The sequence below is a fragment of the Streptomyces sp. NPDC001843 genome (assembly GCF_042891955.1).
GTDB lineage: Bacteria > Actinomycetota > Actinomycetes > Streptomycetales > Streptomycetaceae > Streptomyces.
Genome location: NZ_JBIATQ010000012.1, coordinates 254,778 through 272,832, shown reverse-complemented (window position 1 = coordinate 272,832; position 18,055 = coordinate 254,778). Strand labels below are relative to the sequence as shown.

At 71.9% G+C, this 18,055-nt stretch carries 22 protein-coding genes and 1 pseudogene; 18 read left to right on the top strand and 5 right to left on the bottom strand.

Annotation, left to right across the window (positions count from 1 at the left end; translation table 11 throughout):
* Positions 1-3: 3 nt before the first annotated feature.
* Genes ACFYZQ_RS28900 through ACFYZQ_RS28890 form a run of 3 tightly spaced genes read left to right on the top strand, consistent with a single transcriptional unit; the run spans position 4 to position 3,494 of the window.
* Complete coding sequence (locus ACFYZQ_RS28900; protein WP_389153736.1) at positions 4-1,965, top strand: prolyl oligopeptidase family serine peptidase; 1,962 nt, start codon at positions 4-6, stop codon at positions 1,963-1,965.
* A complete protein-coding gene (locus ACFYZQ_RS28895; protein WP_389153733.1) occupies positions 1,962-2,888 on the top strand; it encodes an LD-carboxypeptidase in 927 nt (308 codons plus the stop codon). The genes ACFYZQ_RS28900 and ACFYZQ_RS28895 overlap by 4 nt, the downstream gene beginning before the upstream one ends.
* Before the next feature lie 60 nt (positions 2,889-2,948).
* On the top strand, positions 2,949-3,494 hold the full coding sequence (locus tag ACFYZQ_RS28890) for a GNAT family N-acetyltransferase (protein WP_389153730.1): 546 nt from the start codon (positions 2,949-2,951) through the stop codon (positions 3,492-3,494).
* Here ACFYZQ_RS28890 and ACFYZQ_RS28885 read toward each other — a convergent pair.
* Positions 3,472-3,819, bottom strand: a complete 348-nt coding sequence (locus tag ACFYZQ_RS28885) for a DUF6204 family protein (protein ID WP_389153727.1) — start codon at positions 3,817-3,819, stop codon at positions 3,472-3,474. The genes ACFYZQ_RS28890 and ACFYZQ_RS28885 overlap by 23 nt on opposite strands.
* A 65-nt stretch (positions 3,820-3,884) precedes the next feature.
* Here ACFYZQ_RS28885 and ACFYZQ_RS28880 point away from each other — a divergent pair.
* Positions 3,885-4,848: pseudogene (locus ACFYZQ_RS28880) on the top strand (arginase family protein).
* Between the two features lie 52 nt (positions 4,849-4,900).
* Here ACFYZQ_RS28880 and ACFYZQ_RS28875 read toward each other — a convergent pair.
* On the bottom strand, positions 4,901-5,248 hold the full coding sequence (locus ACFYZQ_RS28875) for a VOC family protein (RefSeq protein WP_389153725.1): 348 nt from the start codon (positions 5,246-5,248) through the stop codon (positions 4,901-4,903).
* Positions 5,249-5,387: 139 nt separating this feature from the next.
* On the opposite strand from ACFYZQ_RS28875, the gene ACFYZQ_RS28870 reads away from it, so the two are divergent.
* Positions 5,388-5,828, top strand: a complete 441-nt coding sequence (locus ACFYZQ_RS28870) for a phage holin family protein (RefSeq protein WP_389153722.1) — start codon at positions 5,388-5,390, stop codon at positions 5,826-5,828.
* A gap of 65 nt (positions 5,829-5,893) precedes the next feature.
* Here ACFYZQ_RS28870 and ACFYZQ_RS28865 read toward each other — a convergent pair whose 3' ends face one another.
* Positions 5,894-6,859, bottom strand: a complete 966-nt coding sequence (locus tag ACFYZQ_RS28865) for an LLM class F420-dependent oxidoreductase (protein ID WP_389153719.1) — start codon at positions 6,857-6,859, stop codon at positions 5,894-5,896.
* A gap of 174 nt (positions 6,860-7,033) precedes the next feature.
* Here ACFYZQ_RS28865 and ACFYZQ_RS28860 point away from each other — a divergent pair, with 174 nt between their 5' ends.
* The 13 genes from ACFYZQ_RS28860 to ACFYZQ_RS28800 all read left to right on the top strand — a co-directional run bounded on the left by ACFYZQ_RS28860 (position 7,034) and on the right by ACFYZQ_RS28800 (position 16,986).
* The gene (locus tag ACFYZQ_RS28860; protein ID WP_389153716.1) at positions 7,034-8,635 is read left to right on the top strand and encodes an FAD-dependent oxidoreductase; all 1,602 of its coding nucleotides are present in this window, start codon (positions 7,034-7,036) and stop codon (positions 8,633-8,635) included.
* Entirely contained in the window at positions 8,632-10,482 is a 1,851-nt protein-coding gene (locus ACFYZQ_RS28855) for a transketolase (protein WP_389153714.1), read from the top strand. Before ACFYZQ_RS28860 ends, ACFYZQ_RS28855 begins: the two co-directional genes overlap by 4 nt.
* Positions 10,479-11,459 carry a non-homologous end-joining DNA ligase gene (gene ligD, locus ACFYZQ_RS28850; RefSeq protein ID WP_389153711.1) on the top strand — a complete coding sequence of 327 codons (981 nt, stop codon included), beginning with the start codon at positions 10,479-10,481 and terminating at the stop codon, positions 11,457-11,459. The genes ACFYZQ_RS28855 and ligD overlap by 4 nt, the downstream gene beginning before the upstream one ends.
* A gap of 104 nt (positions 11,460-11,563) precedes the next feature.
* On the top strand, positions 11,564-11,956 hold the full coding sequence (locus tag ACFYZQ_RS28845) for a gas vesicle protein (RefSeq protein ID WP_389153709.1): 393 nt from the start codon (positions 11,564-11,566) through the stop codon (positions 11,954-11,956).
* A gap of 57 nt (positions 11,957-12,013) precedes the next feature.
* Entirely contained in the window at positions 12,014-12,439 is a 426-nt protein-coding gene (locus ACFYZQ_RS28840) for a gas vesicle structural protein GvpA (protein WP_389153706.1), read from the top strand.
* Positions 12,436-13,206, top strand: coding sequence for a GvpL/GvpF family gas vesicle protein (locus tag ACFYZQ_RS28835; RefSeq protein ID WP_389153703.1), 771 nt, complete (start codon positions 12,436-12,438; stop codon positions 13,204-13,206). The genes ACFYZQ_RS28840 and ACFYZQ_RS28835 overlap by 4 nt, the downstream gene beginning before the upstream one ends.
* Before the next feature lie 29 nt (positions 13,207-13,235).
* Complete coding sequence (locus ACFYZQ_RS28830; protein WP_389153700.1) at positions 13,236-13,499, top strand: gas vesicle protein GvpG; 264 nt, start codon at positions 13,236-13,238, stop codon at positions 13,497-13,499.
* Complete coding sequence (locus ACFYZQ_RS28825; RefSeq protein WP_389153698.1) at positions 13,496-14,149, top strand: DNA primase; 654 nt, start codon at positions 13,496-13,498, stop codon at positions 14,147-14,149. The genes ACFYZQ_RS28830 and ACFYZQ_RS28825 overlap by 4 nt, the downstream gene beginning before the upstream one ends.
* Entirely contained in the window at positions 14,146-15,354 is a 1,209-nt protein-coding gene (locus ACFYZQ_RS28820) for an SRPBCC family protein (protein WP_389153695.1), read from the top strand. Before ACFYZQ_RS28825 ends, ACFYZQ_RS28820 begins: the two co-directional genes overlap by 4 nt.
* Positions 15,351-15,692 (top strand): gas vesicle protein, encoded by a 342-nt coding sequence (locus tag ACFYZQ_RS28815; RefSeq protein ID WP_389153692.1) that lies wholly within the window; start codon positions 15,351-15,353, stop codon positions 15,690-15,692. The genes ACFYZQ_RS28820 and ACFYZQ_RS28815 overlap by 4 nt, the downstream gene beginning before the upstream one ends.
* On the top strand, positions 15,689-16,519 hold the full coding sequence (locus ACFYZQ_RS28810; RefSeq protein ID WP_389153689.1) for a GvpL/GvpF family gas vesicle protein: 831 nt from the start codon (positions 15,689-15,691) through the stop codon (positions 16,517-16,519). Before ACFYZQ_RS28815 ends, ACFYZQ_RS28810 begins: the two co-directional genes overlap by 4 nt.
* Entirely contained in the window at positions 16,516-16,695 is a 180-nt protein-coding gene (locus tag ACFYZQ_RS28805) for a gas vesicle protein (RefSeq protein ID WP_388796141.1), read from the top strand. The genes ACFYZQ_RS28810 and ACFYZQ_RS28805 overlap by 4 nt, the downstream gene beginning before the upstream one ends.
* Positions 16,696-16,704: 9 nt before the next feature.
* Entirely contained in the window at positions 16,705-16,986 is a 282-nt protein-coding gene (locus tag ACFYZQ_RS28800) for a gas vesicle protein K (protein ID WP_388796144.1), read from the top strand.
* A gap of 27 nt (positions 16,987-17,013) precedes the next feature.
* Here ACFYZQ_RS28800 and ACFYZQ_RS28795 read toward each other — a convergent pair whose 3' ends face one another.
* Both ACFYZQ_RS28795 and ACFYZQ_RS28790 read right to left on the bottom strand, forming a co-directional pair.
* Positions 17,014-17,184 (bottom strand): hydrophobic protein, encoded by a 171-nt coding sequence (locus ACFYZQ_RS28795; RefSeq protein ID WP_388796148.1) that lies wholly within the window; start codon positions 17,182-17,184, stop codon positions 17,014-17,016.
* Between the two features lie 48 nt (positions 17,185-17,232).
* A complete protein-coding gene (locus ACFYZQ_RS28790; RefSeq protein ID WP_389153686.1) occupies positions 17,233-18,048 on the bottom strand; it encodes a class I SAM-dependent methyltransferase in 816 nt (271 codons plus the stop codon).
* Positions 18,049-18,055 lie beyond the last annotated feature (7 nt).

Genomic DNA, 18,055 nt, shown 5'->3' with positions numbered 1-18,055 from the left:
GCGATGGGGGACGGTGTGCGCACGCTGGCCCACGGTTCCTGGCCCTCGCCCATCGACGCGGCACTGGCCGCCGCGCACGACGGGCAGCCCGAATGGGTGGGCTTCGTCGGCGACGAGACGTGGTGGACGGAGCCCCGGCCCGCCGAGGGCGGCCGCCGCACGCTGGTGAGGCGCGCGGGCCGGGAGGAGGAGCCGGTGCTGCCCGCGCCGTGGGACGTGCGCAGCAGGGTGATCGAATACGGTGGCCGGCCGTGGGCCGCGGTGGCCGTCGACGGACACCCCCTCCTGGTGTTCGCGCACTTCGCCGACCAGCGGCTCTACCGGTACGAGCCGGGCGGTGAGCCGCGCCCGCTGACCCCGGTGTCGCCGGTGGGCGGCGGGTTGCGCTGGGCGGAGCCGCTGATGCTGCCGGAGCGGGGCGAGGTCTGGTGCGTACTGGAGGAGTCCACCGGGGAGGGGCCCGGTGACGTGCGCCGCGTCCTGGCCGCCGTGCCGCTGGACGGCTCCGCCGCCTCGGACCGGGGCGGCGTCCGTGAACTCACCGACGCCCGGCACCGGTTCGTGACCGGGCCGCGCCTGTCCCCGGACGGGCGCCGGGCCGCCTGGCTGGCGTGGGACCATCCGCGGATGCCTTGGGACGGTACGGAGCTGGTGTGTGCCGAGGTGGGCGACGACGGCATGCTGCATACCGTACGCACGGTGGCCGGCGGGCCGCGGGAATCCGTCGCGCAGTGCGAATGGTCGGCGGACGGCGGTCTGCTGTATGCGAGCGACCGCAGCGGCTGGTGGAACCTTTACCGCGACGGCGTCCCGCTCTGCCCGCGCGAGGAGGAGTTCGCCGGTCCGCTGTGGAAACTCGGGCAGCGCTGGTTCGCACCGCTGGCGAGCGGGCTGATCGCCGTTCTCCACGGACGCGGGTCGACCGCACTCGGGATACTGGATCCCGAGACCGGTGAGATCGTCGACGCGGCCGGCCCCTGGACCGAGTTCGCGCCCACCCTCGCCGTACGGGGGGACCGGGTGGTGGGCGTGGCGGCGGGCCCGCGCAGCGGCTACGAGGTCGTCGAACTGGACGCGGACACGGGACACGCCCGGGTGATCGGCGCCCGGCACACCGACCCGGTGGACCCCGCCCACTACCCCGAACCGCGGATCCGCACCTTCACCGGCCCCGGCGGCCGGGAGGTGCACGCCCACGTCTACCCGCCGCACCACCCCGGCTGCGTCGGGCCCGACGGCGAGCTGCCGCCGTACGTCGTACGGGCGCACGGCGGGCCCACCAGCAGGGCGCCACTCGTGCTGGACCTGGGCATCGCCTACTTCACCTCCCGTGGCATCGGGGTCGCCGAGGTGAACTACGGCGGCTCCACCGGGTACGGCCGCGCCTACCGGGACCGGCTGCGAGAGCAGTGGGGCGTCGTCGACGTCGAGGACTGCGCGGCCGTCGCCCTCGCCCTCGCCGCGGAGGGCGCCGCGGACCGCCGGCGGCTGGCGATCCGGGGCGGCAGCGCGGGCGGCTGGACGGCCGCGGCATCCCTGACCACGACCGACGTCTACGCCTGCGGCACGATCGCCTATCCCGTCCTGGACCTCACGAACTGGGCGTCGGGGGAGACCCACGACTTCGAGTCGCACTACCTCCACACCCTGGTCGGGCCGCTCGCCGAGGTCCCCGGACGGTACGCCGAACGGTCCCCGACCGAGCACGCCGACCGGATCACCGCGCCGTTCCTGCTGCTCCAGGGCCTCGACGACGTCATCTGCCCGCCCGCGCAGTGCGAACGCCTCCTCGCCCGGATCCAGGGACGGGGCGTGCCGCACGCCTACCTCGCCTTCGAGGGCGAGGGACACGGCTTCCGGCGGACGGACACCCTGGTCAGGGCGCTGGAGGCGGAGCTGTCTCTGTACGCTCAGGTGTTCGGCCTGCACCCGGCAGGCATTCCCACCCTGGAGCTGGTCACATGAAGCAGCTGGTCCGCCCCGCCCGTCTCGCCCCGGGCGCCCGGGTGGCCGTCGTCGCCACCAGCGGCCCGGTGCCCGAGGAGCGGCTGCAGGCCGGGCTGGACGTGCTGCGCGGCTGGGACCTCGATCCGGTGGTCGCGCCGCACGTGCTCGACCGGCATCCGGAGTTCGGCTACCTGGCCGGCACGGACGCGGACCGTGCCGCCGACCTGCAGAACGCCTGGTGCGACCCGGCCGTGGACGCGGTGCTGTGCGCCCGGGGCGGGTACGGCGCACAGCGGATGGCCGACCTGCTCGACTGGGAGGCGATGCGGGCCGCCGGCCCGAAGGTGTTCGTCGGCTTCAGCGACATCACCGCCCTGCACGAGGCCTTCGCCACCCGCCTGGGGCTCGTCACGCTGCACGGCCCGATGGCGGCCGGCGTCGACTTCATCAAGAACGCGCGGGCACAGGAGCATCTGAAGGCCACCCTCTTCGCCCCGGAGACCGTCCGCACGATCCGCTCCGACGGCCGCGCCCTGGTCCCCGGCCGAGCCAGGGGTGTCACCCTCGGCGGCTGCCTCTGCCTGCTCGCCGCGGAGTGCGGCACCCCGCACGCCCGGCCCTCGGCACGCGGCGGGCTGCTGTGCCTGGAGGACGTGGGCGAGGAGACGTACCGCCTGGACCGCTACCTCACCCAGCTCCTCCGCGCGGGCTGGCTCGACGGAGTGCGGGGCGTGCTGCTGGGGTCCTGGGAGAGCTGCGAGGACTACGACCGGGTACGCACCCTGCTCGCCGACCGGCTCGGCGCCCTCGGCGACGTCCCCGTCGTCGAGCGGTTCGGGTTCGGCCACTGCGAGGGGGCGCTGACGATCCCGTTCGGGACCGTCGCGGAACTCGACGCGGAGGCGGGCACCCTGACGCTCGACGAACCCGCCCTCGGCTGACCGCGCGCGGCCTTCCCGCATCCACGGGACTCCGGGCCGACGACGCCGTAGGCTGGCCGGATGCCGCATGCCGCGTCCCGATACCTCGCTGAAGGCCCCCGCGTGGGGATACGTCACTTCACCTACGAGGACGGTCCGGAGTTCGCCGCCCGTGCCCGGGAGAGCAAGGACCTGCACCACCCGTGGCTGTTCCCGCCGACCACCGAAGAGGCGTACACCGCGTACGCGGGACGGCTCATCGAGGACCCGACGAAGGCCGGGTTCCTGGTCTGCGCGAAGGACGACGGGGCCATCGCCGGGTACATCAACATCAACAACATCGTCGGCGGCGGCTTCCAGTGCGGTGCCCTGGGCTACGGCGCCTTCGCGCACGCGGCCGGGCGCGGGCTGATGCGCGAGGGGCTCGGCCTGGTGGTGGACCACGCGTTCGGGCCCATGCGGCTGCACCGGCTGGAGATCAACGCGCAGCCCGGCAACGCCGCGTCCATCGCCCTCGCCCGCGGCGCCGGGTTCCGTCTGGAGGGCTTCTCCCCGAAGATGATCTACGTCGACGGGGACTGGCGGGATCACGAGCGGTGGGCGATCACCGCCGAGATGCGGGCTTGAAGTTGACCTTCATCGTGTCGAGATCCGTGACCGTCGACCGCAGCCCGGTGAAGCCGTACCCCAGTCCGCGCAGCGCGGTCTCCGCCCGGTCCTCCGCGATCGCCGCCGCCATCTCCTCGCCGTCCGCCGCGTCCGAGACCACCACGTACCGCATGGAGAAGTGCTTCAGCGGCGACGGCTCGTACGACAGGGAGCCCTCGTCGGTGAACCGCATGCTCGTCATCCCGTGATCGGCCGCCTCCGCCAGCAGCCGTACCCGCGCCTCCTCGGTCAGCCCGTCCCAGGTGCCCCGGACGATGACCCGGTACGTGTGCTGCTCGCTCATGCGCTCTTCGTGCCCTCCGCAGAAAACGGTTGAGGGCCGACTGTACGTCGTGAACGATGTGCCGCATGCGGAATATCGTCGTGCTCGACGCGCCCTCCAACTTGGGCCTGCGCCCGCCCGCCCCCGGCACCGTGCCCGGCTGCTACAAGCTCGCCGGTGCCCTGCGGGAGCAGGGGATCCTCTGGGGGTACCTCCCACGTCTTTAAGGCAGTGGGGGAGGCTGGGTGCCGCGGAGGGCGGGGTGGTGGTCCCGCCGCGCTACGACCGGGGCGACTGGCAGGAGGGCGACGGCGTGTTCAACGCCGCCGCGCTCGCCGCGTACACCGTGAAGCTCGCCGACCGGCTCGAACCACATGTGCGCGCCGGTGACTTCCCGGTGGTCCTCGGCGGCGACTGCTCCGTCCAGCTCGGCGCGTCCCTCGCGCTGCGCCGCATCGGACGGTACGGGCTCGCCGCCGATGGGGGTACCTCCCACGCCCTTTAGGCAGTGGGGGAGCCTCGCCCGACTTCCGGCACCCGGGGAACTCCGACCGGATCGGCGCGGCCGGCGGCGAGGAGGTCGCCCTGGGCACCGGGCGCGGACAGGAGGACCTGACGAACCTGGAGGGGCTCGGGCCCTACCTCAGGGACGAGGACGTACGGTTCTTCGGCATCCGCGACTGCTTCGAGGAGGACCGCACCGAACTGGCCGCCCTGAAGATGCCGGTGGCCACCGTCGGCGATCTCCGCGAGCAGGGCGCGGACACCCTGGCCCAGGCGGCCGTACAGGGCTTCGAGGCGCCGCAACTCGACGGTTTCTGGGTGCACTTGGACGCGGACGTCCTGGACCCGGCCGTGATGCCCGCCGTGGACAGCCCCGACCCGGACGGCCTCGTGCCCGAGGAACTCGTCGCGCTGCTGCGCCCGTTGCTCGCCTCCCCGCACTGCGTCGGCCTCAACGTGACCATCTACGAACCCGACCTCGACCCCGACGGCACGGCGGCCGCCCTGCTCACCGACACCGTCGTGGCCGCCTTCGCGGAGACGTGAGAAGAGCCCCGGGAGGGGAGCGGAGGGGGAGGGGAGCGGGAGAGGGAGCGGCTCAGCCCGCCTGGTCCACGTACTCGAACACCGCGCCATCCGGATGCATCGCGATCAGATTGTGGCCCACCGGCGTCGCCACCGGGCCGGCGATGATCCGGGCGCCGAGGTCGGTGAGGACCCGGTGGGCCTCCTCGACGTCCTTCACGGCGATGGTCGCGGTCACCTTGCGCAGCACCTCCAGTTCCGCCTCGGGGCCGCTCATCAGCAGGAACGAGCCGACGGCGGCGACCTGCACCCCGCCGCGGGCGAAACTCATCGCCCGAGCGCCGGTCAGGTGCTCGTAGAACGGGATCGCGGTCTCGAGGTCGTCGACGTAGATGCGCAGTGCGGCTCCCTGGATATCCATACGGGCGAGCCTAGTTGCGACGGCCGGGGGAGGGAGAGCCCTTCACCCGATCCCCTCCGCCCGGCCGAAGGGATCACGCGCGGGCGCTACGCCATCACGGAACGCGTTATGCGTACGTGTGTGCGGGTACCCGCAGGGCATGGACCGCTTGGATCATCTGGAGCACCTGGACAAGCATCTGGTCGACGAGCTGGCGCAGGTGGCGCGCGAGACCGTGCGCGACGAACTGCGCGAGCAGACCCGCAAGCAGCGCCGCACGGCGACGCTGTACGCGGCATCCGGAGCCGTCGCCCTGTACGCGGGCGGCGCGCTCGCGGTCGCGCTGGGCCTGGCCCTGGCCACCGGTCTGCCCGGCTGGGCGGCCGCGCTGATCACCGCCGTCATCCTGGGAGTCGCGGCCTACGCGCTGCGCAACGCCGCCCGGCCGGGGCACACCCACCACTCCGCGGCCCCCGCTCACGTGGTCGGCGGCACCCCGCCCGCCGGACCTCCCGGCGGCCTCGGCACGCCGTACCCGCCCATGCCGAACACGGCGCCGGGCACGGGCGTGGACCTGGACGGACCGCACCACCGGACCTGACCCGCGTACGCGGATCCGCGTAGGACCTTCCCGGCCCCGCCGGCCCGCAGGCCGGCGGGGCCGGCTCAGCTGCCGCCGCCCGTCAGCTGCGGCAGCACCTTCGTGCGGTAGAAGTCGAAGAAGCCACGCTGGTCGGGGCCGATCTGGTTGACGTAGACACGGTCGAAACCGGCGTCGGCGAAGGCGGACAGTGCGGAGACGTGCTCGTCGACGTCGTCGCCGCAGACCCGGCTCTCGCGGACCTTGTCCTCGGTGATCAGGGGCTGCAGCTGCTCGAAGTGCCGGGGCGTGGGCAGGATCTGCCCCATCTCGCCGGGCAGCAGTTCGTTGGCCCACAGTTCACGCACCCGGCGGACGGCCTCGTCCCGGTCGGTGCCGTAGCAGACCTTCGTGCCGCCGCTGACGAGTTTGGTGCCCCCGCCGCCCTTGCGGAACTGGGTGACCATCTCCTCCTCCGGCATCATCGTGATGTAGCCGTCGCCCACCCGTGCGGCGAGCTGGGTGGCCTTGGGGCCGAACCCGGAGATGTCGATGGGCACCGGTTCGTCGGGGACGGTGTAGAGGCGGGCGTTCTCCACGGTGTAGTGCGTGCCGTGGTGGTTGACCTCCTCGCCGGTGAACAGCCGGCGCATCACCTGGATGGATTCCTCCAGCATCTCCAGCCGGATGTGCAGCGGCGGCCAGCCGTCGCCGAGGATGTGCTCGTTGAGAGCCTCGCCGGTGCCGACGCCGAGCCGGAAGCGCCCGCCGGTCATCACCGCACTGGTCGCCGCCGCCTGCGCCACCACCGCCGGGTGCATCCGCACGGTGGGGCAGGTCACCGCCGTCTCGATCGGCAGCGAGACCGCCTCCGACAGCGCGCCGATGACCGACCAGACGAATGGAGCGTTGCCCTGGGCGTCGTTCCACGGGTGGTAGTGGTCCGAGATCCACAGAGCCTGGAACCCGGCCTGTTCGGCCATGCGGGCCTGCTCCACGAGCTCGGCGGGACCGTGTTCCTCGGTCGACAGGAAATAGCCGTATTCGGGCATGGGGGTGTACCTCCGCGACACGGGTGGGCCGTGTCTGGTCGGGCGGATCGGTGGGATCCCGGCCCGGGTAACCGGACGGGGTCGGGGCGAAACGCCCGGCCTCCCCGGCGTTTGGGGGCCTTTGCCAAGGGGACGCGGTAGGCCTCGGACGAGCAGCACCGCCGGAGGCGCACCGTGAGTCGACCCCGCATCGTGATCGTCGGCGCCGGCTTCGCCGGATACCGGGCCGCCCGCACCCTCTCCCGGCTGACCCGGCGCCGGGCCCACATCACCCTGCTGAACCCGACCGACTACTTCCTGTACCTGCCCCTGATGCCGCAGGTCGCCGCCGGGATCCTGGAACCGCGCCGGGTCGCCGTCTCCCTCTCCGGCACCCTGCCGCGGGTGCGGCTGGTGCTCGGCGAGGCCGACGGCCTCGACCTGGACGGCCGCACCGTGCGCTACACCGACCCCGAGGGCGGCACGGGCGAGCTGGCCTACGACCGCCTCGTACTGGCCGTCGGCAGCGTCAACAAGCTGCTGCCCATCCCCGGTGTCGCCGAGCACGCACACGGCTTCCGCGGCCTTCCCGAAGCGCTGTACCTGCGTGACCACGTCACCCGGCAGGTGGAACTCGCCGCAGGATCGGACGACCCGAAGAGCTGCGCCGCACGGTGCACCTTCGTGGTGGTCGGGGCGGGCTACACCGGCACCGAGGTGGCCGCGCACATGCAGATCCTCACCGACCGACTGGCACGCCGGCAGCCACGCCGGCCGGTCATGCGGCCCCGCTGGATGCTGCTGGACATCGCGCCGCGCGTCCTGCCGGAGATGGATGAACGTCTTTCGCAGACAGCCGACCGTGTACTGCGTGAGCGCGGTGTCGACGTCCGGATGGGCACCTCCGTGAAGGAGGCGACCCATGACGGTGTCCTGCTCACCGACGGCGACTTCGTCGAGACCCGCACCCTCGTCTGGTGCGTCGGCGTGCGGCCCGACCCGCTCGTGGAGAGCACCGGGCAGCCCCTGGAGAAAGGGCGCCTTGTCGTCGACCCGTACCTCCAGGTGCCGGGTCGGCCCGAGGTGTTCGCGTGTGGTGACGCGGCCGCCGTACCCGACCTCGGCAACCCGGGGAAGTTCACGCCGATGACGGCCCAGCACGCCTGGCGGCACGGCGACACGGCGGCACACAACGTGGCAGCGTCGCTCGGGATGGGCGAGCGACGCCCCTACCGCCACCGCGACCTCGGCTTCGTCGTCGACCTGGGCGGCGTCAAGGCCGCCGCCAACCCGTTCGGCGTACCGCTGTCCGGGCCGGCCGCCGGTGCGGTCACCCGCGGCTACCACCTCGCGGCCATGCCCGGCAACCGCGTCCGGGTCGCCGCCGACTGGCTCCTGGACGCCGTACTGCCGCGTCAGGGCGTCCAGTTGGGCCTGGTGCGCTCCTGGTCGGTGCCACTGGACACGGCCTCACCGGAACTCGCGCGCGTCCCCGGCGGGCGGCCGAGCGGAACAGGGCCGGGCGCGGCCCTGGCCGCGGACACCGGCGACGAGCCCGCCGAGAACCCGCCCGGCGACGAGCCGGCGGAGCGACGGCCGGGCTCCGAGCCCGCCAAGAACCAACCCGGCGGCGAGCCCGCCAAGAACCAACCTGGCGGCGAACCCGCCAAAAACCGACCCGGCGGCGAACCCGCCAAGAACCAGCCGGGCGGTGAGCCCGCGAAGGACCAGCCGGGCGACCATCCCGCTCCGGGCCCGGTCAGGCGCCCGGACACCCCTGCGGAAGGAGACTCATGAACAGCGCCGAACTCGTCGAACTCGGGCAGCAGCTGCGCGTGGACAGCGTGCGGGCCGCCGCGGCGGCGGGCTCCGGGCATCCGACGTCCTCGATGTCCGCGGCGGACCTGGTGGCGGTACTGCTCGCCCGCCACTTCCGCTACGACTTCGAACGCCCCGACCACCCCGGCAACGACCGCTTCGTACTCTCCAAGGGCCACGCCTCACCGCTGCTGTACGCCGCCTACAAGGCGGTCGGAGCGATCGAGGACGGCGAACTGCTGACCTTCCGCAAGCTGGGCAGCAGGTTGGAGGGCCACCCCACCCCGCGGCGGCTGCCGTGGGTGGAGACCGCCACCGGCTCCCTCGGCCAGGGCCTGCCGGTGAGTGTCGGTATCGCCCTGGCCGGCAAGCGGCTGGAGCGCACCGACTACCGGGTGTGGGTGCTGTGCGGAGACAGCGAACTCGCCGAGGGATCGATCTGGGAGGCCGCCGAGCACGCCGGGTACGAGCACCTCGACAATCTGACGGCGGTCGTGGACGTCAACCGCCTCGGCCAGCGCGGTCCCACCCGGCACGGCCACGACCTGGAGGCCTACGCCCGCCGCTTCCAGGCGTTCGGCTGGCACACCGTGGAGATCGACGGCCACGACGTGGACGCCATCGACCGTGCCTACGGCGAGGCGGCCTCGACGACCGGGCAGCCGACCGTGATCCTCGCCCGCACCCTCAAGGGCAAGGGCGTCGCCGCCGTCCAGGACCGCGAGGGCCTGCACGGCAAGCCGCTGCCCGAGGCGGAGGAGGCGATCGCCGAGCTGGGCGGGGAGCGCGACCTCACCCCCGTGCGAGTGCGGGAGCCGCAGGCTGCCCGCATGCTGCACGCCGTGCACGACACCTCCCTCGAGCTGCCGACGTACGACAAGGGAGAGAAGGTGGCCACCCGCAACGCCTTCGGCGCGGCCCTCGCGGCGCTGGGCACGGCGCGTGGCCAGGTCGTCGCCCTGGACGGCGAGGTCGGCGACTCCACCCGCACCGAGCAGTTCGCCAAGGAGCACCCCGACCGCTTCTTCGAGTGCTACATCGCCGAGCAGCAGCTCGTCGCCTCCGCCGTCGGGATGGCGGCGCGCGGCTGGGTGCCGTACGCCGCGACCTTCGCGGCCTTCCTGACGCGCGCCTACGATTTCGTGCGCATGGCCTCGATCAGCGGTTCAGGCATCAACCTCGTCGGCTCCCACGCCGGCGTCGCCATCGGCCAGGACGGGCCGTCGCAGATGGGCCTGGAGGACCTGGCCATGTTCCGGGCGGTCCACGGCTCGACCGTGCTGTACCCGTGCGACGCCAACCAGACCGCCAAGCTCGTCGCGGCGATGGAAGGCCTGGACGGCATCCGCTACCTGCGTACCTCGCGCGGGGAGAGCCCGGTGATCTACGGGCCCGACGAGGAGTTCCCCGTCGGCGGCAGCAAGGTGCTGCGTTCCAGTGACGAGGACCGGCTGACCCTCGTCGCGGCCGGCGTGACCGTGCACGAGGCGCTGGCCGCCGCCGACGCCCTGGAGGGCGAGGGCATCCGGGTACGGGTCGTCGACCTGTACTCCGTCAAGCCTGTCGACCGGGACACCCTCAGGCGGGCCGCCGAGGAGACCGGCTGCCTGCTCACCGTCGAGGACCACCACGAGGAGGGCGGGCTCGGCGACGCCGTCCTGGACGCCTTCACCGACGGCAGGCCCGTGCCCCGGCTGGTCCGGCTCGCGGTGCGGAACATGCCGGGTTCGGCGGCCCCCGACGAGCAGCTGCACGCCGCGGGCATCGACGCCGCGGCCATCGCCGCCGCCGGGCGGCTGCTGGTGGGGGAGGCGGTGGTGGGGTGACCGACGACGTGCGGACGGTACGGGCGGGCCGGCGCACGGTCGACGTGCACCGGCCCGGCAAGGCGCTCTTCCCCAGCGACAGCGACAGCGACACTGCCGGTGACAGCGGCGCGAAGGAGTACGCCCGGAAGGAGTACACGAAGGGTGACCTCGTCGAGTACTACCGGTCCGTGGCGCCGTTCATGCTGCCGCATCTGCGCGGCCGCCCGCTGATGCTGGAGCGGTACCCGGACGGTCTGGACGGCCCCAGGTTCATGCAGAAGAACACCCCGGACCACTACCCCGACTGGATCACCCGGGCCGAGGTCGCCAAGGAGGGCGGGAGGGTCACGCACGCCGTCTGCGACGACACCGCCACCCTGGTCTTCCTCGCCGACCAGGCCTGCCTCACACTGCACCGGTGGCTGTCGCGGACCGATCGCGGCCACGGCGTCGACCGTCCGGACCGGATGGTCTTCGACCTCGACCCCCCGGGCGACTCGGCCGACGACTTCGAGGCCGTACGGGAGGCTGCCCGGCTGCTGGGCGGAGTGCTGGACGACCTGCGGCTCCCTTCGGCGCTGATGACCACCGGCTCGCGCGGTTTGCACGTGGTCGTGCCACTGGACGGCCGTCACGACTTCGAGGAGGTCCACGTCTTCGCCCGGGGCGTCGCCGGTCTGCTCGCCCAGGGGCATCCCGACCGGCTGACCACCGCCGCCCGCAAGAAGGACCGGGGCGACCGGCTCTACCTCGACGTGCAGCGCAACGGCTACGCCCAGACCGCCGTCGCCCCCTTCACCGTCCGTGCGCGGCCCGGCGCTCCCGTCGCCGTCCCCGTCTCCTGGGACCAGCTCGACGACCCGGACCTCGGCCCCCGTCGCTGGACCATCGAGGACGCCGTCGACCAGGCCCGCAGCGATCCCTGGGCGGGTCTGCTCGGCCGCGGCCGCTCGCTGGGCCCGGCCAGACGCCGGCTCGACAAACTGGTTGGCTGATGCACATACCCTTTCTGCGCAGGTCCGACGGCCCGCGCCGCCGAAGCATGCGCTCCAAAGGTTTGGCCAACGTCCTTCCGGCCACACGGAGGGGAGAGGTGGCCATGTCGAACACAAAAAACACATCTGATTCGCAGAGCTCACAGAAAGCTCAAGAATCACAGGAAGCCGACAACTCGCAGGACTCACAGGAGCCACAGAAGGACACCGACCGGCGCACGGCGGCCAAGCACCGGCCGAGCCCGATGGAGGTGCTGCGCGGGGCACGCGCCCAGCTCGCGGAGCTCACCGGCCTCACCCCCGAGTCGGTCTCGTCCTTCGAACAGACCGAGGACGGCTGGTCGTTGGAGGTGGAGGTCCTCGAACTCGCCAGGGTTCCGGACACGATGAGCCTGATGGCGAGCTACCAGGTCGAACTCGACCCGGAGGGCCAGCTCACCGGCTACCGGCGTGCCCGCCGTTACGAACGCGGGCGGGCCGACGCACGCGGCCGCTAGGCCGCCCGCAGTCAGCACGTCCGTACACCATCACACAGACAAGGAGGCGCGGTCGGCATGACCGTAGTCCCGGCACAGCAGACCGGCGGCGGAGGCGGCAGCAGCGGCCTCTACGACGTACTGGAACTCGTCCTCGACCGGGGTCTCGTCATCGACGCGTTCGTGCGGGTCTCCCTGGTCGGCATCGAGATCCTCAAGATCGACGTGCGTGTCGTCGTGGCCAGCGTCGACACGTACCTGCGCTTCGCCGAGGCGTGCAACCGGCTCGACCTCGAGTCCGGCCCGCGCAAGGACCCGGGCCTGCCCGACCTGGTCGGCGAGCTCACCGAGTCCGGCGCCAAGGGCAAGTCAAAGGGGGCGCTGTCCGGAGCCGCCGAGACCGTCTCGGACGCCTTCAAGCAGGCGCGCGGCGAAGGTGAGCAGCAGGAATCCAGGCCGCGGCCCCGCAAGACCACGGCACGCAGGAAGGAGGAGCAGGAGTGAGCACCTACGTCTACGCCATCACCGCCGGCTCGCACCCCGCGCTTCCCGAGGGCATGGGCGGTGTCGGTGAGCCGCCCATGCCGGTGCGGATCCTGAAGGAGGGCGACCTCGCCGCGATCGTCAGCGACGCCCCCGAGGGACTGCGCCCCAAGCGCAGGGACCTGCTCGCGCACCAGAACGTGCTGGCCGAGTCCGGCGCGGCCGCCTGCGTGCTGCCCATGCGGTTCGGCAGCGTCGCCCCGGACGACGCCACGGTCACCGGTGTGCTCGCCGAGCGGGCCGACCACTACAAGGAGCGCCTGCGGGCGCTGGACGGCAAGGTCGAGTACAACGTAAAGGCCAGCCACGTGGAAGAGGCCGTACTGCACCGCGTGATGGCCGAGAGCCCGGAGCTGCGTGCCCTCGCCGAGGCCAACCGCAAGTCGGGCGGCGGCAGTTACGACGACAAGATCCGCCTGGGCGAGATGGTGGCCTCCGCCGTCAAGGCCAAGGAGGCGGAGGACGCCGCCGAGGTGCAGCGCGCGCTGGCGCCGCTCACGGACGCCGTGAGCGTGGGCCCCGAGTCCACGGGCTGGCTGGTCAACGTGTCGTTCCTGGTGGACCGCGGCTCGGCCGAGGACTTCCTGGCCGCCGTCGAGGAGGCCCGCCGGTCCCTCGCCCACGTCGAACTGCGTGTCAACGGACCGCTGCCGCCGTACAGCTTCGTCGAGCCCGGCCCCGCCGAGCCGGCGGGCACCACGGCCGGCGCGGACGCGGGAGCGGAATAGCGCTCCGCGGGAAGCGGAGGGAGTAGCGGATGGGACTGATCGGTGAGGTGCTGCTGCTGCCGTTCGCGCCGGTGCGCGGCAGTGCGTGGGTCATCGGACAGGTGCTCCGAGAGGCGGAGCGCATCTACTACGACCCCTCCACCGTACGGGCCGAACTCGCCCGCCTCGAGGAACAGCTGGAGGCGGGCGAGATCACCGAGGAGGAGTTCGACCGGCGCGAGGACGAGCTTCTCGACCGGCTGGAGACCGCCATGGGATCCGGCGAGACGACGGGCAACGGGACGGGAATATGAACCGAACGGCTCTTGGCCTCGCGATAGGGGCCGGGTACGTCCTCGGACGTACCAAGAAGATGAAGATGGCCGTCGCGGTCGGCTCGCTGGTGGCCGGCAAGAAGCTGAACCTCACTCCGCGGGGTATCGCGGACCTCGTGAACCAGCAACTGCAGAACAATCCGCAGTTCAAGGAGATCGGCGACCAGCTCCGCGAGGACCTGCGCGGCGTCGGCAAGGCCGCGACGAGCGGCATGGCCGAGCGGCAGATGAACTCCCTCGCCGACCGGCTGCACGGCCGCACCGCCCAGGTCCGCGACCAGCTCTCGGGCGCGGTGCCCGGCACGGGGCCCGAGGAGTCCGAGACCGCGGAAGACGCCGAGGACACCGAGGACACCGAGGACACCGAGGAGGCGGACACGCAGCAGGGGCAGGACGAGCAGGAAAAGTCCGGGAAGCCGGCCGCCAAGAAGGCGCCGGCCAAGAAGGCCCCGGCCAAGAAGGCGGCGGCGAAGACGGCACCCGCCAAGAAGGCACCCGCCAAGAAGGCACCCGCCAAGAAGACGGCGAAGAAGACCCAGAGCGCGGCCGGGAAGCCGGCCGCGAAGAAGACGGCCGCGGCCGGCAACGCCACCCGGTCCCGGCAGCCGAAGGGTGGCGATGAAGGATGACCGAGACCCTCGGATCCGCGACCTCAGCGGCAGGCAAGGCGGCGGGCGGGGCCACCGGCACGGCGAAGGACAACCCGCTCACCGGCCTGGCCCACAGCGAGGCCGCCGACCGTCTGAAGGCGGAGGCCCAGGAATACCTCGCGGCGCAGGCCCAGCGACTGCTGGCCGGCTTCGGCCGCAAGCTCGGCGAGACCACGGGCAAGCTCACCGACATCGCGGAGGGCAACAGCCCCGGCTTCGCCAAGCTGGCTCTCGAAGGCGGTCGCAAGATCGCCCAGGGCAAGGGTCCGCTGCGGTCGGCGCTGGAGCTCGGAGCCTCCAGAGCGAAGGACACCGTCATGGACAAGCTGAAGGGCCTGGGGGGCGGCGGCAAGGGGGGCAAGCGCAAGGGCGGGGGCAACAAGCCCATCGTCATCATCGAGTCCGTCGATGTCGGCGTGCCGGTGCGCACCGCTTATGACCAGTGGACCCAGTACCAGGACTTCAGCACCTTCGCCAAGGGCGTCAAGAGCGCGAGCCGCGCCGACGACACCCACTCCGACTGGCAGGCGAAGATCTGGTGGTCCAGCCGCAGCTGGAAGGGCAGCACGGTCGAGCAGGTGCCCGACTACAAGATCCAGTGGTCGACGGAGGGTGCCAAGGGCACCCACAAGGGCGTCGTCTCCTTCCACCGGCTCGACGACAACCTCACCCGCGTCCTGCTGGTCATCGAGTACTACCCGAGCGGCTTCTTCGAGAAGACCGGCAACATCTGGCGCGCCCAGGGGCGCCGTGTCCGGCTCGACCTGAAGAACTACGCACGGTTCATCACCCTCAAGGGCGAGGCGCAGGACTCCTGGCGCGGCGAGATCCAGGATGGCGAGGTCGTCAAGAGCCACGAGGACGCGGTCGCCGAGGAGGAGGAACAGAAGCAGGCCGACGAGGGCGGCGAGGAGCAGGAAGGCGAAGAGGAGTACGAGGACGAGGCCGAGGGCGGGGAGGAAGAGCCCGAGGAGGAAGAGCCCGAGGCGGAAGAGCCCGAGGCGGAGTACGAGGGCGACGAGGAAGAACCCGAGGGCGAGGAAGAGGAACCCGAGGAGGAAGAAGAGGGCGAAGAGGCTCCGTCCGCCGAGGAAGACAGCGGTGAGTACGAGGAGGAGCCCGAGGAGGAGGCGTACGAGGAGGAAGAGGAACCCGAGTACGCTGAGCGCGGGAGCCGTCGATGACGACGCCCAACCGGCTCCCCGAGCCCTATGGCCAGGGCGGGGGAGCCAACCTCGCGGACATCCTCGAGCGGGTGCTCGACAAGGGGATCGTCATCGCGGGCGACATCAGGATCAACCTGCTCGACATCGAACTGCTCACCGTGAAACTGCGGCTCATCGTCGCCTCCGTCGACAAGGCGAAGGAGATGGGCATCGACTGGTGGGAGAGCGATCCCGCCCTGTCCTCCAAGGCCCGCCGGGACGAACTCGCGCGCGAGAACACCGAGCTGCGCGAACGGCTGGCGCGGCTGGAGGAACTGCAACTGGAGCCCCGCCGCGCGCAGAGGGAGGAATCATGACCGGACTGCGGTACGTCTACGCCGTCTGCCGCCCCTTCGGCGCGCCCCTGCAGGTCCAGCTGACGGGCATCGGGGGCGCCCCGCCGGCGCTGCTGCACCACCACGGGCTGGTCGCGGTCCTCAGTACGGTCTCCGAGGCCGACTTCGCCGAGGACGCCCTGCGCGCCCGCCTGGAGGACCTGGACTGGCTGACCGCGACCGCCCGCGCCCACCAGGGCGTGATCGACGCGCTCACCACCGTCACCACCCCGCTCCCGCTGCGCCTGGCCACCGTCTTCCGCGACGACAGCGGCGTACGGACGATGATCGAGGCTCGGGAGGAGGAGTTCCGGCGCACGCTCGACCGGCTCGACGGCCGGGTGGAATGGGGAGTGAAGGTGTACGCCGACATCGCGCCGGCCCAGCCGGAAAGCTCTTCGTCGAAGCCTGTGTCGGGCCGGGACTATCTGCGGCAGCGGCGCGCGCAGACCCGGTCGCACGAGGACATGTGGCAGAAGGCCGAGGCATTCGCGGACCGTCTGCACCGGGAGCTTTCCGAAAAGGCCGAGGACTCCCGGCTGCATGCCCCGCAGAATCCAGAGCTTTCCGGGGCCTCGGGGCGGAACGTGCTCAACGCGGCCTATCTCGTGCCCCGTGCGCATTCCGAGGAATTCGTGGAAATGGTGGACAGCGCGAAAGACGACACCCCTGGGCTGCGCGTGGAACTCACCGGCCCGTGGGCGCCTTACTCCTTCGCCGGTGACGCCGGTGACGCCGGTGACGCCGGTGACGCCGGTGACGCCGTGACGCGTGCTCCGGGTGAGGGAGAGGGCGGGGAGGACACGTGACCGTCATAGAACGCCGCGAGATCGCCCTGGTGGACCTGCTGGACCGGCTGCTGGCCGGCGGGGTGGTGATCACCGGGGACATCACGTTGCGCATCGCGGACGTGGACCTCGTCCGTATCGACCTGAACGCGCTGATCAGCTCGGTGAACGCGCAGGTCCCGTCACCCTTCGAGTGAGGAGCCGTCATGACCCCGCGCAACCGTCTGGACCTGGAGCCCGACACGGTCGAGCGCGACCTGGTGAAACTCGTCCTGACCGTTGTGGAGCTGCTGCGGCAGCTCATGGAGCGGCAGGCGCTGCGCCGCTTCGACACGGGCGACCTCACCGAGGAGCAGGAGGAGCGGATCGGGCTCACCCTGATGCTCCTGGAGGACCGCATGGCCGAGCTGCGCGACCGCTACGGACTGCGGCCCGAGGACCTGAACCTGGACCTCGGGCCGCTCGGACCACTGCTGCCCCGGGAATGACGTCGGCGCCGTTCCCCCAGGGTCAATTCACCACCTGTACCAGCGGCTCCTGCCGCCGCCCGCGGCGGTTCCGCGAACCAGGAAACCCAGCAGCCAGACCACGAGAACTGCCAGGGCGATCCACCAGAGCAACTTCACCGCGAATCCGGCGCCGAAGAGAATGAGCACCAGAAGCAGTACCAGCAGGATGGGAACCATGATGTGAACCTCCTGCATTCCGGGTTTCCCGGAATTTCGTGATCAGGCTCACTTACGGCACAGAATTTCTCCGTGCAGGACGGCGAACCAGCCGTCCTGCCGCTCGCCCCACTCCCGCCACGCCCGTGCCACCTCCGCGAGCTGCCCGGCCGTCGCGTGACCGCCCTCGGTGGCACGGGCGGCGTAGGAGGAGGCGACGGTGCGGTCCGCCCACAGCCCGCTCCACCAGGCCCGCTCCTCGGCGGTGGCGAAGGTCCAGGTGGCGGAGGAGGCCGTGATGTCGGTGAGCCCGGCGGCCAGTGCCCAGGACTTCAGCCGGCGTCCGGCGTCCGGCTCGCCGCCGTTCGCCCGGGCCACCCGCAGGTACAGCTCGAGCCAGTCCTCCAGACCGGGCACCGCCGGATACCAGGTCATCGCCGAGTAGTCCGAGTCACGGACGGCGATGATGCCGCCCGGCTTCGTCACCCGGCGCATCTCGCGCAGCGCCTGCACCGGGTCGCCGACGTGCTGCAGCACCTGGTGGGCGTGCACGACGCAGAAGGTGTCGTCCGGGTGGTCCAGGGCGTGCACGTCGGCGACGGCGAAGTCGACGTTCGTCAGGCCCCGCTCGGCCGCCGTGGCCCGCGCCTGCTCCAGGATCCCCGGCGCGTGGTCGACCCCGGTGACATGCCCGTCGGGGACAAGCGCCGCCAGGTCGGCGGTGATGGTCCCCGGTCCGCAGCCGATGTCCAGGATCCGCATGTGCGGCTTGAGCGAGCCGAGCAGGTAGGCCGCGGAGTTGGCGGCGGTCCGCCAGGTGTGCGAACGCAGCACCGACTCGTGGTGTCCGTGCGTGTAGACGGCGGTCTCCTGCGGCTTGGGCATCGCTGCA